14 protein-coding genes are annotated in these 15,874 nt (G+C 70.6%); 4 read left to right on the top strand and 10 right to left on the bottom strand.

Translation table 11 applies throughout. From position 1 onward, the window contains the following. Positions 1-136: 136 nt before the first annotated feature. Complete coding sequence (locus KCH48_RS06225; RefSeq protein WP_210571121.1) at positions 137-2,587, top strand: SpoIIE family protein phosphatase; 2,451 nt, start codon at positions 137-139, stop codon at positions 2,585-2,587. A gap of 60 nt (positions 2,588-2,647) precedes the next feature. After that, on the top strand, positions 2,648-3,877 hold the full coding sequence (locus tag KCH48_RS06220; RefSeq protein WP_210571120.1) for a SpoIIE family protein phosphatase: 1,230 nt from the start codon (positions 2,648-2,650) through the stop codon (positions 3,875-3,877). A gap of 33 nt (positions 3,878-3,910) precedes the next feature. Here the strand turns inward: KCH48_RS06220 and KCH48_RS06215 are convergent, their stop codons facing one another. Together KCH48_RS06215 and KCH48_RS06210 are read right to left on the bottom strand one after the other, a co-directional pair. Next, complete coding sequence (locus tag KCH48_RS06215; RefSeq protein WP_210571119.1) at positions 3,911-5,491, bottom strand: cutinase family protein; 1,581 nt, start codon at positions 5,489-5,491, stop codon at positions 3,911-3,913. Between the two features lie 199 nt (positions 5,492-5,690). Continuing rightward, positions 5,691-6,527, bottom strand: coding sequence for a helix-turn-helix domain-containing protein (locus KCH48_RS06210; RefSeq protein ID WP_307840816.1), 837 nt, complete (start codon positions 6,525-6,527; stop codon positions 5,691-5,693). A gap of 330 nt (positions 6,528-6,857) precedes the next feature. Here KCH48_RS06210 and KCH48_RS06205 point away from each other — a divergent pair, with 330 nt between their 5' ends. Then, complete coding sequence (locus KCH48_RS06205; RefSeq protein WP_210571117.1) at positions 6,858-7,583, top strand: 1-acyl-sn-glycerol-3-phosphate acyltransferase; 726 nt, start codon at positions 6,858-6,860, stop codon at positions 7,581-7,583. A gap of 70 nt (positions 7,584-7,653) precedes the next feature. Then, positions 7,654-8,667 (top strand): NAD(P)-dependent oxidoreductase, encoded by a 1,014-nt coding sequence (locus KCH48_RS06200; protein ID WP_210571479.1) that lies wholly within the window; start codon positions 7,654-7,656, stop codon positions 8,665-8,667. Positions 8,668-8,715: 48 nt separating this feature from the next. Here the strand turns inward: KCH48_RS06200 and KCH48_RS06195 are convergent, their stop codons facing one another. The 8 genes from KCH48_RS06195 to KCH48_RS06160 all read right to left on the bottom strand — a co-directional run bounded on the left by KCH48_RS06195 (position 8,716) and on the right by KCH48_RS06160 (position 15,842). Next, a complete protein-coding gene (locus tag KCH48_RS06195) occupies positions 8,716-10,302 on the bottom strand; it encodes an alpha/beta hydrolase (RefSeq protein WP_210571116.1) in 1,587 nt (528 codons plus the stop codon). A 114-nt stretch (positions 10,303-10,416) separates the two neighbouring features. After that, positions 10,417-11,208: an urease accessory protein UreD gene (locus tag KCH48_RS06190; protein WP_210571115.1), complete on the bottom strand. Its 792-nt coding sequence runs from the start codon at positions 11,206-11,208 to the stop codon at positions 10,417-10,419. Beyond that, complete coding sequence (gene ureG, locus KCH48_RS06185) at positions 11,196-11,873, bottom strand: urease accessory protein UreG (protein WP_210571114.1); 678 nt, start codon at positions 11,871-11,873, stop codon at positions 11,196-11,198. The genes KCH48_RS06190 and ureG overlap by 13 nt, the downstream gene beginning before the upstream one ends. A 124-nt stretch (positions 11,874-11,997) precedes the next feature. Beyond that, entirely contained in the window at positions 11,998-12,672 is a 675-nt protein-coding gene (locus KCH48_RS06180) for an urease accessory protein UreF (protein ID WP_210571113.1), read from the bottom strand. 11 nt (positions 12,673-12,683) lie between these two features. Continuing rightward, complete coding sequence (locus KCH48_RS06175) at positions 12,684-14,405, bottom strand: urease subunit alpha (RefSeq protein ID WP_210571112.1); 1,722 nt, start codon at positions 14,403-14,405, stop codon at positions 12,684-12,686. After that, a complete protein-coding gene (locus KCH48_RS06170; protein WP_210571111.1) occupies positions 14,398-14,709 on the bottom strand; it encodes an urease subunit beta in 312 nt (103 codons plus the stop codon). Before KCH48_RS06170 ends, KCH48_RS06175 begins: the two co-directional genes overlap by 8 nt. Before the next feature lie 49 nt (positions 14,710-14,758). Beyond that, positions 14,759-15,061 (bottom strand): urease subunit gamma, encoded by a 303-nt coding sequence (locus tag KCH48_RS06165; RefSeq protein ID WP_210571110.1) that lies wholly within the window; start codon positions 15,059-15,061, stop codon positions 14,759-14,761. 151 nt (positions 15,062-15,212) lie between these two features. After that, positions 15,213-15,842 carry a TetR/AcrR family transcriptional regulator gene (locus KCH48_RS06160; RefSeq protein ID WP_210571109.1) on the bottom strand — a complete coding sequence of 210 codons (630 nt, stop codon included), beginning with the start codon at positions 15,840-15,842 and terminating at the stop codon, positions 15,213-15,215. Positions 15,843-15,874 lie beyond the last annotated feature (32 nt).

The following is a 15,874-nucleotide window of genomic DNA, read 5'->3' as shown; positions in this document are numbered from 1 at the left end:
GGTGGCGGGGCGCGCGGCACCGGTCCGTACGCGCCCTGCCACCCGGTCACCACACCGCCCGCGCCGCGGTCCGTCCCGAAGGGTGAAGATGGGGACAAGAGGTGGTAGACCACTCTCAGCGACAGAGAGGTCGGCCGTGGGCACATATGAGGAGCACGACCTTGCCCGGCCACGGTTCGACGTGGCCGATGCCGCGCCCCTGCTGCTCGACGCGCGGGGCGTGGTGACCGGCTGGACCGACGAGGCCAGGCGGCTGCTGGGCCACGCGGCCTCCGAGGTGATCGGGACGAGCGTGGCCGGCCTGCTGTCCGCCGAGGACGCGGAGCGGATGCCGGACATCGTCGAGCGGTGCCGCAGGGACGGCGGCTGGGCGGGTCTGCTGACGGTCAGGCGCGGCGGCGGACAGCAGGACCGGCTCATGGTGCGGATCACCGGCGCGGAGGAGCCCGACAGCCGCACGCGGTGGCTGGTGCTGCTCTCGGAGCTGGCCGGGGCGCCCGGCTGGGACATGAGCCGTTCGGTGCTGGAGCAGATCGCCGACCGGTCGCCGGTCGGCATCGCCATCGTCGACACGGACCTGCGCTTCGTGTGGTCCAACGCGGCCCTGGAGCAGTACGGCGGCGGACCGCCCGTGAGCCGGCTCGGGCTGCGTCTCGCGGACATCCAGCCGGGCCTGGACGCCGACGGCATAGAGGCGCAGATGCGGCACGTGCTGGAGACCGGTGAGCCGGTGGTCGGATACGAGCACGTGGGCCAGGTGCAGTCCGCGCCGCACCGGGAGACGGCGCACGTCATGTCGTTCACCCGGCTGCACGACGACCGGGGCCGTCCGATGGGCGTGTACTACACCGTCGTCGACATCACCGAGCGCCACCGTGCCCGGCAGCGGCTGGCGCTGCTGGACCGGGCCGGCGAGCACATCGGCCGCAGCCTGGACATCTTGCGGACCGCGCAGGAGCTGGCCGACGTGGCCGTGCCGGACTTCGCGGACTTCGTCACCGTGGACCTGCTGGAACCGGTGCTGCGGGGAGCGGAGCTGACGCCGGGGCCGGTCGGCGACCTGGACCGGGTGCCGCTGCGCCGGGCCGGTCAGCAGTCGGTGCACGAGAACGTCCCCGAGGCGGTCGTCCCCGTCGGCTCCGTGGCCGCCTACGTCGCCGGGTCGCCCCCGGTCCGTTCGCTCGCCACCGGTCTGTCCTGGCGCGAGGAGCGGCTCGACCCGCTCGCCCGGGAGTGGGCCACGGACATCCCGGGCGGCCGGGAGGCGACCTTCCTGGAGCTGGGGCTGCACAGCGTCGTGATCGTGCCGATCCGGGCGCGGGGCACCACGCTGGGCGTCACCACGTTCTTCCGGCGCCACCGCCAGGAACCGTTCGACGAGGACGACCTCGCCCTGGCCGAGGATCTCGTCTCGCGGGCGGCCGTCTGTGTGGACAACGCCCGGCGCTACACCCGCGAGCGCGACGCGGCGCTGGTGCTGCAGCGCAGTCTGCTCCCGCACCGGCTGCCCGAGCAGGACGCGGTGGAGGTGGCCGCCTGCTACCGCCCGGCCGACGAGCTGACCGGCCTCGGCGGCGACTGGTACGACGTCGTCCAGCTCTCCGGTGCCCGCGTCGCCCTCGTGGTCGGCGAGGTGCCCGGGCACGGCATCGACGCGGCCGCCGCCATGGGCCGGCTGCGGACCGCCGTACGGACGCTCGCCGCGCTGGATCTGCCGCCCGAGGAGGTGCTGGCTCACCTCGACGACCTGGCCGCCCGGTCGGCGCGCGAGGAAGGCGTGGCACCGGACTCCGGGGAGCCGGGCACGGCGGGCTCCGGGTGCGTGTACGTGGTGTACGACCCCGTCGACGGGCAGTGCTCCATGGCCGCGGCCGGGCATCCCGCGCCCGCCGTGATCATGCCCGACGGCTCCGTGACCTTCGTCGACCTTCCGCAGGGGCCGCCGCTCGGTGCGGGCGGACCGCCCTTCGAGGCGGTCGAGCTGGCGCTGGCCGAGGGCAGCACGCTCGCGCTGCACACCGACGGGCTGTTGGCACGCGGGGAGGAGGACTGGGCCCTGGACGCGGGCCGGGACCGGCTGCGCCGGGCGCTGGAGAAGCGCGCGTCCTCGCTCGACCTGCGCTGCCGGACCGTGGTCGACGCGCTGTCGCCGGAGCGCCCGCACGACGACGTGGCCCTGCTGATGGCCCGTACCCGGCTGCTGGGCGCCGACCAGGTCGCGGACTGGGATCTGCCCATGGATCCGGCGATCGTCGCCGACGCCCGCAAGGCCGCCGCCCGGCAGCTGACGGAGTGGGGCCTGGAGGAGCTGGCCTTCACCACGGAGCTGGTCGTCAGCGAGCTGGTCACCAACGCCATCCGGCACTCCGACGGCCCGGTGCGGCTGCGGCTGATCAGGGAGCGCTCCCTGGTCTGCGAGGTCTTCGACGGTGGCGCCACCGCACCTCATCTGCGTCATCCCCGCACCACGGACGAGGGCGGGCGCGGGCTGCTGCTGGTCTCCCAGTTCACCCAGCACTGGGGCACCCGGTTCGTGCCCGAGGGGAAGATCATCTGGGCCGAGCAGTCCCTGACAGATCCGCAATGAGCCACGAACCCCGTTTTATATCGTGCGAAACTGGGGTGAACCGGCGGTGAGGCGGCAGCCATGAAGGACGCGTCGATCGACTACGAGGCGGTCTTCAAGGGCCTGCCCGGAATGGTCGCGCTGCTCACCCCCGAGCTGGTGTACGCGGACGTCAACGAGGACTTCCTGCGGCTCGCCGGGCGCGAGCGCGAGCAGGTCGTGGGGCGCTACATCTTCGACGTCTTCCCGGAGAACCCCGACAACCCGTCGTCCAAGGGCATGCACAACGTGCAGACCTCCATGCGCCGGGTGGTGGCCACGGGCGAGCGCGACACCATGGCACTGCAGCGGTACGACGTCGAATCCCCCGAGCGCCCCGGGCAGTGGGAGGAGCGCTACTGGAGCCCGGTGAACGCGCCGGTGTTCGGACCGGACGGCACAGTCGTGCTGGTGGTGCACCGGGTCGAGGAGGTCACCGAACTCATCCGGGCCCGCGGCGGTCCCATGGGTGGCCGCGCCCGGGTGCTGGAGGCCGAGCTGTACACGCGCGGCCGTGAACTCCAGGAACTCAACGACCGGTTGCGCCAGGCCCACGCCCGCGAGCGCGAGGTCGCCCTCGCTCTCCAGGAGGCGATGCTCCCCGCCCGCCGCCAGGTCGGCGACCAGCGCGCCGCGGTCCGCTACCGTCCGGCCGTCGGCGCCCTGAACGTGTGCGGGGACTGGTACGACCTGGTCGACCTGGTGGGCGGCAACCGCATCGGCGTCTCCGTGGGCGACGTGGTCGGCCACGGCCTGGAGGCCGCCGGTGTCATGGGCCAGCTGCGCAGCGCGCTCACCGCCACCTCACGCGTCGCCGACGGACCCGCGCAGGCCCTGGACGTCCTGGGCCGCTACGCCCATGTGGTCGACGGCGCCGAATCGGCCACCGCGGTCACCACCTTCATCGACTTCGACGCCCACACCATCACCTACAGCAGCGCCGGACACCCCCCGCCCGCGCTGCTGCACCCCGACGGCCGGGTGGAGTTCCTCGACCGGGCCACCGATCCCCCGCTGGACGCCCGCCCGAGCCCGATCCCCCGACCGGAGGCCCGCATCACCTTCACCGAGGGCGCGACGCTCGTGCTGTACACGGACGGCCTGATCGAACGCCGCCGCGAGGACATCGACACCGGCCTGTCCCGCCTCGCCGACTCACTCGGCCGCCACCTGGGGGCCGACCCCGAGACCCTCGCCGACGCCGTCCTGCTGGAGCTGCTGCCGCCGGGAGGTGCCACCGACGACACGGCGCTGATCGTCGTACGGCTGTGATGGCGCAGCGCCGTACGACGATCAACTCCGGTTTCAGCAGGGCGGGATGACCTGGCTCCAGTCCGCGAACCTGCCCGTCGTCAGGTAGTGGTCGTTGACGTAACCGCCCGGCAGGGCTCCGCCGGTGTCGGCGAAGAACCAGTACCGGTTGCCGGTCCCGTCGGCGTCGACCGCACCCGTCGTCCAGCAGTGCACGATCAACTCGTCGCCGTTGTGGCCCTGGTAGGACGAGCTCCGCCCGTGATCGTAGTTCGGCTCGTTGTACATGCCGAGGAACGATCCCGGGTCGATGCCGGTCACCCGGGCGCACCAGTTCTCGGGGTCACCGCCGATGTCGCAGTGGTAGAGCCCCTGCTCGGGCGGCGGTGTCGAGCCAGCGCACTCCGGCACCCCCGGAAGCCACGCGGGGCCCCGCAGATAGACGTTGCTGATCCAGCCGTGCTGGACGGGCAGATACGACCAGACGTCGTTGGTGACACCGCCGTCCGTCACCGACTCGGCATGCTTCTGGCACTGGACGTAGACGGTGGTGGGACCGGGGAACCGGTGGGTGATCGCGGCGTCGGTCGTCGGGGCCGTGCGCACGTTGACATCGGTCGCCCACATCTCGACCGGCGTGGTGCCGGGCGGTACTTCCGGCTCCGGCGGCGGGTGGACGATGTTGCGCTGGGCCACCGCGGCGGCCACGGCACGTTCGGCGACATCGGCCGCGACGCGTGCGCCTTGCTCGTTCTGCCACACGATCCTGGGGTTCCCGTTGGGGCGGGCGTTGTCCCGGTAGGCGATGTGCGGCGGGTTGGTCGTACCGTCGTCGATGCTCAGGCCGAACTCAGCCAGCCAGTTGCCCGTGCCGGGGCGTCCCGGCTTGTTGCACACGAGGTCGTCGGTGCGGCAGACGTCGAAGTACCGTCCGTCACCGATGAACCCGGCGAACACCGAAGGCACCGACACCCGCTGCATCAGTCCGCCGCGGTCGATGGTGGTGGTGGTCTCCTGGTAGTCACGGTTGAGGGTCAGCATCTGCCTGTTCTGCGCCATTCCGGCCTGGCCGTTGTGGCGGGACGCGTCCCCGATGGTGATGGCGGCGCCCACCGAGTCGGACCGGCGCTGGTCCCCGGCGACGGCCGAGTCGGCGAGGGCGTTCTTGATCACCTGACCACCCTGCGAGTATCCGATCAGCACCAGCGTCGGGCGGCTCGGGCAGTCGGAGTAGAACTCGATCTCACGGACCAGTTCGTCGCGGCCCTTCCACATCGACTCCCAGTAGTCGTCGGGCCCCGGGTTGTCGCCCAGGAAGGGCGGCCACGGCAGGTCCCAGTCGATCGCCGACGCGGGATAGGGCAGATTGCGCGCGGTGATGTCGCTGTCCGGCACTCCCTGGTCGTTGAGCGCCGAGTTCACCGCCCTGACGTAGGTGTCGTTGACTCCGATGGATCCGTAAGGCGTGGTCACGCCCGGTGTCACATACTCGGCCGTGCCGTAGGCATTGATGATCACCCACGGCTTGTCGCAGTTCATCGCCGGCTGGGGCGGCGGCGGCAGTGCGGACGCGCTGTCGGCGCCGGCGAGTTGAGCCGTCGAGAACAGTCCGGCCAGCAGTGCGAGGACGGCCACCCATATCGCCCGGCGGCGTGGTGTGTGATTTCTTCCTGGTCCTGCGGCATATCTCATGCGTTTCCCCCTGGTTCGGCCCGGCACAGCGCACAGGCCTCAAACAGTCATCGCAAGGACAGCCGTCACATTCGCATCGGCGGAAGCGAAGCTCAAACACTTCAATGTGGTTCGAAATGTCGCACCGCAGCGTCACCGCGCGTCACCGCGCGTCGAGTAACCGTAAGCCCAATGCGGTGGCCGCGTGGAGGACGTATTTACCGGCGCGTTGACTGTCCACAAGACCGCCCTCCCGCAGGACACCGATCTGGTAACTCACGCTGGCCGGAGCGATACCGACCGCTTCGGCGACCTCGGAGCTGGTACGGCCGTCTCGCCGGGCGACATCGGCCAGGATGGCGGCCCGCGTGCGGCCGAGCAGGCGTACGACGCCCTGCCCCGTGGCCCGGGTGAGGTCCAACGGGGCTTTCGACACGGGATAGACGAGCACCGGCGGCAGCGCGGGATCGGCCAGGGCGGTGGGCCGGCGCCAGCAGAAGAAGGACGGGACGAGGAGCAGACCGCGGCCTTCGAGGAGGAGGTCGCGCCGCACGGGGTAGTCGACCTCCAGGACGGGAGCGTTCCAACGGGCCAGCGGATACAGGCCGTTGAGCAGCGCCTGGGTGCCCCCGTCCAGGAGGGTGCGGGTGCGCAGGTCGATGTCATTGCCGACGACCGCTCGGATGTGGGGCCAGTGCGGCCGCAGCACGGCGCCGAAGTACGCGTCCAGCGCACGGGTCAGCGCGGCCAGCCCCTCGTCCCCCGGCCTGCCCAGCGTCACGGTCCAGCCCGGCAGGACCCGGCGCTCGCCGAGCCGGGTCAGCTCACGTACGATCCGCCCGCGCGGGGTGCCACGCACCAGGTCGAGCGCGTCGGACAGCTCCCCTCCGGCGGCCGGGGGTGTGAGGAAATCGGGAATGTATCCGACGCTGGGGACCAGTGTCCGTAACGGCTGCAGCGCCGCCCCCAGAACCCGGTCCCCTTCCATTCTGGCGTGCACGGAGCGACGCCAATGGCCGAATTCCAGCGGCCCCTGGCCTGTTTTCAGGCGGCACACACTGCAGATCAGCTCCCACAGCGGATCCGGTCTGCGGAGAATTCGAATATTCTGCAGGTCATGGGGGGTGAAATGAATGCGGAGCATTACATCCTCTTCGGCTCACGGGCATCGTCCCCGGGTGGTGTACGCCCATAGTTGTTCCAGAGCCGCAGAAGGGGCAGGACGGTTCCCGCCGGTGCCGCCTGCCCCTACACTGACAGCCCACGACGTGCCGGTTGACCTGCTAGAACACGGCGGTTGAGCCGAACCACCGGAGTGAGGAGCCACCCCTTGTTCTACTACGTGCTCAAGTATGTGTTGCTGGGTCCGTTGCTGAGACTGGTCTTCCGCCCCCGGATCGAGGGACTCGAGCACATTCCCGCGACGGGCGCCGCCATCGTCGCCGGCAACCACCTCTCCTTCTCGGACCACTTCCTGATGCCCGCGATCCTCAAGCGGCGCATCACGTTCCTGGCGAAGGCCGAGTACTTCACCGGCCCCGGTCTCAAGGGCCGGCTGATCGCGACCTTCTTCCGCAGTGCCGGGCAGATCCCGGTCGACCGCTCCGGCAAGGAGGCCGGCCAGGCCGCGATCCGCGAGGGCCTCGGCGTACTGCGCAAGGACGAGCTGCTCGGCATCTACCCGGAAGGCACCCGCTCGCACGACGGCCGCCTCTACAAGGGCAAGGTCGGCGTCGCGGTCATGGCCCTGAAGGCCCAGGCCCCCGTCATTCCCTGCGCGATGATCGGCACCTTCGAGGCCCAGCCGCCGGGCCGGAAGATCCCGAAGATCCACCCGGTGGTCATCCGCTTCGGCAAGCCCCTCGACTTCTCCCGCTATGCCGGGATGGAGAACGAGAAGGCGATCCTGCGCGCCATCACCGACGAGATCATGTACGCGATCCTCTCGCTCTCCGAGCAGGAGTACGTCGACCAGTACGCGGCCGTCGTCAAGGCCGAGCAGGCCGCGGCGAGCGCGGCCAAGGAGCGCCGGTTCCCGCGGCTGCCGCTCGGCTGAACTCTGCTGTCGGCAGAAGCCTTTCCGCAGCGGATCTCATCGCCCGTACGGTCGCCGTATGAGACGTGCTGTGGTGCTCGGAGCGACAGGACAGATCGGACGGCCGGCGGTGGACGCGCTGGCCCGGGACGGCTGGGAGGTGACCGCCGTCTCGCGGGGCGGCGGGCGGGACGAGGACTGGCCCGAGGGGGTGCGCGTCGCGCGCGTCGACCGGGCGGACGACGCGGCCCTGGCCGCCGTGGTCGGCGACGGCTGTGACGTGCTGGTGGACATGGTCGCCTACGGGACCGAGCACGCACGGCAGTTGATCTCGCTCGCCGGACGCGTCGGCTCGGCCGTGGTGATCTCCAGCGTGTCGGTGTACGAGGACGACAAGGGCCGGAACTTCGACACACAGGGCGAGCCCGACGGCTTTCCCGTATATCCGGTGCCGCTCACGGAGGACCAGCGCACGGTCCGGCCGGGCGACGCCTCGTACAGCACCCGCAAGGCCGCGCTGGAGCGTGAACTCCTCGCCGCCGACGACCGGTTGCCGACGACGCTGCTGCGCGCGGGCGCTATCCACGGCCCGCACTGCCAGACTCCGCGCGAGCTGTACTTCGTCAAGCGCAACCTGGACGGCCGGACCCGGCGGATCCTCCCCTTCGGCGGCGAGAGCCGCTTCCATCCGGCGAGCGTGCACAACATCGCGGAGCTGATCCGGCTGGCCGCCGCGCGGCCCGGCTCGCGCGTCCTCAACGCCGTCGATCCCGACGCGCCGACGGTGGCGGAGATCGCCGGGGCCATCGACGCGGTCATGGGCGTCGAGACGGAGAGCGTGCTCGTGGACGGGCCGCCTCCGGCACCGACCGTCGGCGACACTCCGTGGTCGGTTCCGGCGCCCGTGGTCTGCGCCATGTCCGCCGCCGAACGGGAGCTGGGCTACCACCCGGTGGCGCGGTACGCGGAGACGCTCCCCGCCACGGTCGCCTGGATCGAGCGCCGACTGGCCGGACGGGACTGGCGGGAGGCGTACCCGAAGATGTTCCAGTCCTACGGCGACCTCTTCGACTACGCGGCGGAGGACGCCTGGCTGGAGGCGTGAGCAAGGGGCGGCCGGAGACTCCGGCCGCCCCTCATGTCGTACGACTCTTTACGGCTTGGGCGTGGCGTGCGGTGCGCAGGTCACGTCGGCGCCGTCCAGCTTGCCGGTGAGCAAGTAGGTGTCCACCCGCTCGTTGATGCACGGGTTGACCAGGCTGGTCACGCCGTGGGAGCCCGCGTTCTTCTCGGTGATCAGGCGGGAGCCCTTGAAGCGCTTGTGCAGCTCGAGCGCGCCCTCGTACGGAGTGGCCGCGTCACGCGTGGCCTGCACGATCAGCACGCCCGGCAGACCTTTGCCGGTCTTCACGTTCACCGGGGTCTGCTGCTTGACCGGCCAGGTGGCGCAGGGCAGGTTCAGCCAGGCGTTGGCCCACGTCATGAACGGGTACTTCTTGTGCAGCTCGGTGTTGTCGCGGTCCCACTTCTTCCAGCTGGTGGGCCACTTGGCGTCGGTGCACTCGACGGCGGTGTAGACGGCGTTGCCGTTCTCCGAGGCGGCGTTGCCCGCGGTGTCCGACAGGTCGGGAGCGGCGGCGTCGACGAGCGCCTGAGTGTCACCGGCGACGTACTTGCTCCACACCTGGGCGGTGGGCGCCCACGCGGAGTCGTAGTAAGGAGCGCTCTGGAAGAAGCTGATGAGCTCGGCCGGACCGACGACCCCACCGATCGGGTTCTCCTTGGCCGCGGCCCTCAACTTCAGCCACTGGGCCTGGACTTCGGCCCGAGTGTCGCCCAGGTGATAGGTCGCGTCGTTCTTGGCGACCCAGTCCTGCCAGTCCTTCCAGCGCATCTCGAAGGCGACGTCCTGGTCGAGGTTGGCCTCGTACCAGATCTTCTCGCGCGACGGGTTGACGACGCTGTCGGCGACCATACGGCGCACATGCGTCGGGAACATCGTGCCGTAGACGGCGGCGATGTACGTGCCGTAGGAGACGCCGAGGAAGTTGAGCTTCTTCTCGCCGAGCGCGGCCCGGATCACGTCCAGGTCGCGTGCGGTGTTCGGCGTGGTCATGTGCGGCAGCATCTCGCCGCTGCGCTCCTTGCAGCCGGCCGCGTACTCGGCGGCGAGCTTGCGCTGGGCGCGCTTGTCGGCCTCGGAGTCCGGCACCGGGTCCAGCTTGGGCGCCTTCACGAACTCCTGAGGATCGGCGCAGGAGATGGGCGCCGAGTGCCCGACACCGCGCGGGTCGAAGCCCACGAAGTCGTACGCCTTCGAAGTGTTCACCCAGAGCGGGGCCTTGGTGGTGACCCGGCGTGGGAAGCGCAGGCCCGAACCGCCGGGGCCGCCGGGGTTGTAGATGAGGGCGCCCTGGCGCTCCGCCTTGGTGCCCGTGTTGCCGATGCGGTCGACGGCGAGCTTGATCTGCTTGCCGTTCGGCTTGGCGTAGTCGAGCGGAACCGTGACCCAGCCGCACTGGATGGGCTTCTCGAGTCCCCAGTCGGCGGGGCAGTCCTGCCAGTCGATCCCGGCCTTCGCGGCACGGGCGGCGGCCAGCGACACGCCACGGGCCTCGCGATCCTGCCCGTGCCGGCTGGTCGCGCCGGCGGTGGGCGCCGCGACAGCGCCCGCTATCAGGGTCGCCGTGACGAGCACTCCGGCCGAACCGAGCGCCGCAACCCGGCCTTTTGGTCGCATGTCCCTCAAGTGGGACCTCCCCGTACGTCGTTGTGATGAGTACGGGGATCCTCTCGGCTGTGTGATCCCTGAGAACAGGGTTGACGACCGTTCTTTGCCAATCCGATAACCGGATTACGCCGTTCGCTGGCCGGAACCCTCGCCCAGAACCGTCAGCGCCTCGTCCAGCACCCGGCGCAGCCGCAGCGCGTCCGGCGCGACGGCCGTGACCAGCGCGGCGGGCCCGGCGAGCGGCGTCACGGCAGCCGTGTCCCCGATGACCCGGGCCACCGCGGGCTCGGTCGCGAACTCCGGTCGTACGACGACCAGTTGCCCCACGGCCCGATACCCACCGAGGACGGCGGGCCCGTCCCAGCCTCCCGGCGCCCCGGGCCCGCACGCCAGCTCCTGGTCGAGGACGGTCCGCCCCGCGATCCGCACGGTGAGACGGCTGGTGAGCCTGCCGGGTTCCTCACCGACGCGGCCGAGCACCTGTTCCTCGCGCAGCACGAGCCGGGCGCTCGCACCGAGGTCGATCTGTGTGCCGACGTACAGATCGCTGCCGCCCGCCGAGATCAACTGCTCGGGCAGCCAGTGCAGTTCACCTTCGTCGGCGACGGAGAGCCGCACGTCGTAGCGCGCCTCGCCCTTCGCCTGCCCGGGCAGCGCGATGGTCGCCGCGGCCGACCCGACCTTCAACCGGGCTCCTTCGGCCACGTCCGCGACCACCGTGAAGTGGTCCCCGCCGAGCGGGCCGCTCATCGCGCCGACGAGCATGACATGCGCCTGAGAGCCACTCCCCCGCGTACGCCGCAGGGCGATCGGCCCCTCCCCCTCCAGCACCGGCAGGGCGGTACCGCCGCGTCCGTCCTCCCGGGCGCCGATCCTCGCGGTGGCCCGCACACCGGTCACGGTCACGCCCGCCACGAGGCGAGCTGCGCCCGCACCCACCCGGCAACGTCCGCCACGCCGGCCTCGCTCCTCAACGACTGGAACACGACCGGCAGTTCGGCCCGCTGCGCCTTGGCATCGGCCGCCATCCGCGCCAGGTCGGAGCCGACGTACGGAGCGAGGTCGGTCTTGTTGACGACCAGCAGATCGGCGGTGGTGACGCCGGGGCCGCCCTTCCGCGGAATGTCGTCCCCTCCGGCGACATCGATCACGAAGATCTGCGCGTCGACGAGCCCCTTGGAGAAGGTGGCGGTGAGATTGTCCCCACCGGATTCGACGAGGATCAGATCGAGCGGCCCGACCTCGTCCTCCAGATCCTCCACCGCTTCCAGGTTCGCCGAGATGTCGTCCCGAATCGCCGTGTGCGGACAGGCCCCCGTCTCCACAGCGGTGATCCGCTCCGGCGGCAACACGGCCTCCTTGAGCAGGAACTCGGCATCCTCGCGCGTGTAGATGTCGTTGGTGACCACGGCAAGGGACAGCTCGTCCCGCAGGGCACGACACAGCGCGGCAACGGTGGCGGTCTTCCCGGAACCGACGGGCCCACCGAGCCCGACACGAAGGGCACGACGGGAGCCGTCGGGACGGCGGGCGTCGGCGCTGATGGCGGAAACGCCCTCGTGAGAGTGGTCAAGATGCATAGAAGCGGCTCCAATAGCTATCTAGCCCGTCCGGCGTTTGAGGACGAGGCCGCCAGGCGAAGGGGGGTCTGGGGGCGCAGCCCCCAGGGATGGGACGGGTAGGGGCGGCGGGGGCGAAAGAAACTCAGGACGCAAACAGCCGTACAGCCCAAGCCGCATGCACCTCCGCCCCGATCTCCAACAACGGAGCCGAACCCGCAGGCAACGCCCCGACCCCCTCGTCGGCCACCCGCCGAGCCGCCTCCACCGCCCGATCCGCAACCAGGTCCATCTCAGGCGCCAACCGCGCCAGAACCCCCGTCGCATCGAACGGATCAAGACTCAACAACCGCACCGTCGCCGAAGCAGCCCCACTCACACACTCGTACACCGAGCAGTACGCCGCATCCACCGCCCCCAACCCGGCAGCCCGCGCCGCAAGCCCCAGCACCACCGGCTGATGCGCCCCCTTGGGAAACTCCCGTGCCAGCGCGTCGAGTTCGGAAGACGGCCACGTCGCCCGAGCGGCCCGCATCAACTGCCGCCCCAGCTTCCGCGCGGCACCACGCAACGCCTCGGACGGTGTACGCGCATCCGCGGCCGCATCCAACGACACCGGATCGACCCCCACCGCGGCAGCGGCCGCCAGCGCCCCCGACACCAGCCCTGCCGTATGCAACCGCCCCCGGCAGAAGGCCTCAAGACTCGCCGCCCCGGTGATCCGCCCGGCCTTGACCGCGGCCTCGGCCCCGCCGGAGTGCGCATGCCCTCCGGCGGGAAACCGGCCGTCGGCCAGAACGAGAAGCGCTGCCCTGGACATCGGACCCGCCCTCAGAAGAGGAAGTAACGCTGGGCCATCGGCAGTTCGGCGGCGGCGGTCGCCTCGACCAGCTCCCCGTCGATGTGCACGGCGAAGCTGTCGGGATCGACCCGCACCCGCGGCCGTGCGTCGTTCTCCCGCATGTCGGCCTTGGTCACGGCACGCGTCGACGCGATGGCGACGAACGACTTGCCGAGCTGCAGCCGCTCCGGCAGCCCGTCCTCGATCGCCAACGGCGCGACGAAGTTGACCGAGTTGGACGCGGGCGCCCGCCCGATCGCGCCGAACATCGGCCGCGGAAGGATCGGCTGCGGGGTCGGAATGGACGCGTTCGCGTCGCCCATCTGCGCGTACGCGATCTGCCCGCCCTTGATGACGAGCTGCGGCTTGACGCCGAAGAACGCCGGCTCCCACAGCACGAGGTCGGCGAGCTTGCCGGTCTCGACGGAGCCGATCTCGCGCGCCAGGCCCTGCGCGAGCGCCGGGTTGATCGTGTACTTGGCGACATAGCGACGTACTCGACGATTGTCCGCGCGACCGTCACCCGGCAGGACACCCCGCCGCCGCTTCATCACATGCGCCGTCTGCCAGGTGCGCATGATGACCTCGCCGACCCGGCCCATGGCCTGGGAGTCCGAGGAGATGATCGAGATGGCGCCCAGGTCGTGCAGGATGTCCTCGGCGCCGATGGTGGACGGCCGGATCCGGGACTCGGCGAAGGCCAGGTCCTCCGGCACGGCCGCGTTCAGGTGGTGGCACACCATCAGCATGTCGAGGTGTTCCTCGGCGGTGTTCACCGTGAACGGCCGCGTCGGGTTCGTCGAGCTCGGCAGCACATGCGGCTCGGAGACCACGGTCATGATGTCGGGCGCGTGCCCGCCGCCCGCGCCCTCGGTGTGGTACGCGTGGATGCCGCGTCCGGCGATCGCGGCGAGGGTGTCGCCCACGAAACCGGCCTCGTTCAAGGTGTCCGTGTGGATGGCGATCTGAATGCCCGTCTGGTCCGCCACGGTCAGCGAGGCGTCGATGACGGCCGGAGTGGATCCCCAGTCCTCATGCAGCTTCAGGCCCAGCGCTCCACCACGGATCTGCGACAGCATCGCCTCACGGGAGACGGTGTTGCCCTTGCCCAGCAGACCGAAGTTGACGGGGTAGGCCTCCATCGCCTCCAGCATCCGGGCCAGATGCCACGGGCCGGGGGTGACCGTGGTCGCCTTGGAGCCCTCGGCCGGGCCCGTGCCGCCGCCGATCAGCGTGGTGATGCCGGAGGACAGCGCCTCGTCGGCGATCTGCGGACAGATGAAGTGGACGTGCGCGTCGATGGCGCCGGCCGTCAGGATCCGCCCGTTGCCCGCGATGACCTCGGTCTCGGGGCCGATGACGAGGTCGGGGTGCACCCCGTCCATCGTGTCGGGGTTGCCGGCCTTGCCGATGCCGGTGATCCGGCCGTCGCGGATGCCGATGTCGGCCTTGACTATCCCCCAGTGGTCGATCACCACGGCGCCCGTGATGACCGTGTCCGGGGTGCCGTCTGCGCGCGTAGCACGCGACTGGCCCATGGACTCGCGGATGACCTTGCCACCGCCGAACACGGCCTCGTCACCGGCGAGTCCGGGCCCGCCGGAACGATCCTCCTCGATCTCGATCAGCAGATCGGTGTCGGCCAGCCGGATCCGGTCGCCGGTGGTCGGGCCGAACAGGTCGGCGTACGCGGCACGCGAGATCTCAGGCATCGAGGGCACCTCCGGTCTCCCCGCGCAGCCCGGGCACGACACGGGCGCCGGTGAGGGGGACGAGTTCGACGTCGACGGGGATGCCGGGCTCGAACCGTACGGCCGTACCGGCGGCGATGTTGAGCCGCTTGCCGCGGGCGGCGGCGCGGTCGAAGTCCAGACCGGGGTTGGCCTCGGCGAAGTGGTAGTGGGAGCCGACCTGGACGGGCCGGTCGGCGGCGTTCAGGACGGTCAGGCTGGTGACCTCGCGGCCCTCGTTGTACACAACGGGCTCGTCCGCGAACAGGATCTCACCGGGGATCATCGGCTCACTCCGGGATTCTTGGGCGCTCCGGGATTCATCGGCCGGCCCCTCAGACGATCGGGTCGTGGACGGTGACGAGCTTGGTGCCGTCGGGGAAGGTCGCCTCGACCTGAACGTCGTGGATCATCTCGGGGATGCCGTCCATGACGTCGTCCCGGGTGAGCAGCTTGCGTCCGGAGGCCATGAGCTCGGCGACCGTACGGCCGTCACGGGCGCCTTCGAGGATGTGCGCGGTGATGAGGGCGACCGCCTCGGGGTGGTTGAGCCTGAGGCCGCGGGCCCGGCGCTTCTCGGCCACGTCGGCCGCCACGTGGATGAGCAGCCTCTCCTGCTCGTGCGGGGTCAGTTGCACGTCCCACCTCTCATCCTCGCTCCGGACCGTGCGGGTCCGGTTGCCGCGGCCACGGGGCAAAGTGCCTGGTGGCGTGGATGGGCAGGCTAGTTGGCAGGAGTTTCAGGCACGTTGTCACGAGTTTCGGGCACGTTAACCGGGCTGTGATCCATCAGGCTTCGGACCGCGGGTCCCGTACGCCCATCAACGCCCGCAGGCCGCTCTGGAGAACCTCGACGGGGGCCGGCCCGAACAACGTCTGCTGGGCGACGAACCCCTGCACTGCGGCGATCATGGTCCGCGCCACATGGTCCGGAGGCACGTCCTTCGGCATCATCCCGGCGTCCTGATATCCCTCGACAATCCGCCCCCAGGCCAGGCGAATCGCCCCGAAGCCCTCGCGCATGACGGCGGCCAGGTCCTTGTTGCGCAGCGACTCCGCCCAGACCTGGATGATCAGCCGCGGCAGGACCGGCTCGCCGTCGACGGTCAGATGGGCCCGCGCGCCATAGGTCCGGCCCAGCACCGAGCCGATCAGGACGTCGGGCGGCGGGGGCGGGGCCTGCTCGGCGGCGGCCTCGAAGGACATGCGCACCTCCCCGAGCACTTCGGTGAAGATCGCGGTGATCAGCTCGTCCTTCCCGCTGAAGTAGCGGTACACCGCGCCGGCCGAGAGATCCGCCTCCTTCAGCACATCCTGCATGGACGTGGCGTGGAAGCCGTTGCGGGCGAAGCAGCGGGCGGCGCCGTCCAGGATCTGGCGGCGGCGGGCGTCGAGGTGTGCCTGGGATACGCGGGCCATGGCGCCAAAAGTAAAACGAACATTCCTTCTTG

This window comes from Streptomyces sp. GESEQ-4, from assembly GCF_017948455.1.
In the GTDB taxonomy this organism is placed as follows: Bacteria; Actinomycetota; Actinomycetes; order Streptomycetales; family Streptomycetaceae; genus Streptomyces.
Note: the sequence above shows the minus strand (reverse complement) of the source record. Positions and strands in the feature narration are given on the sequence as shown.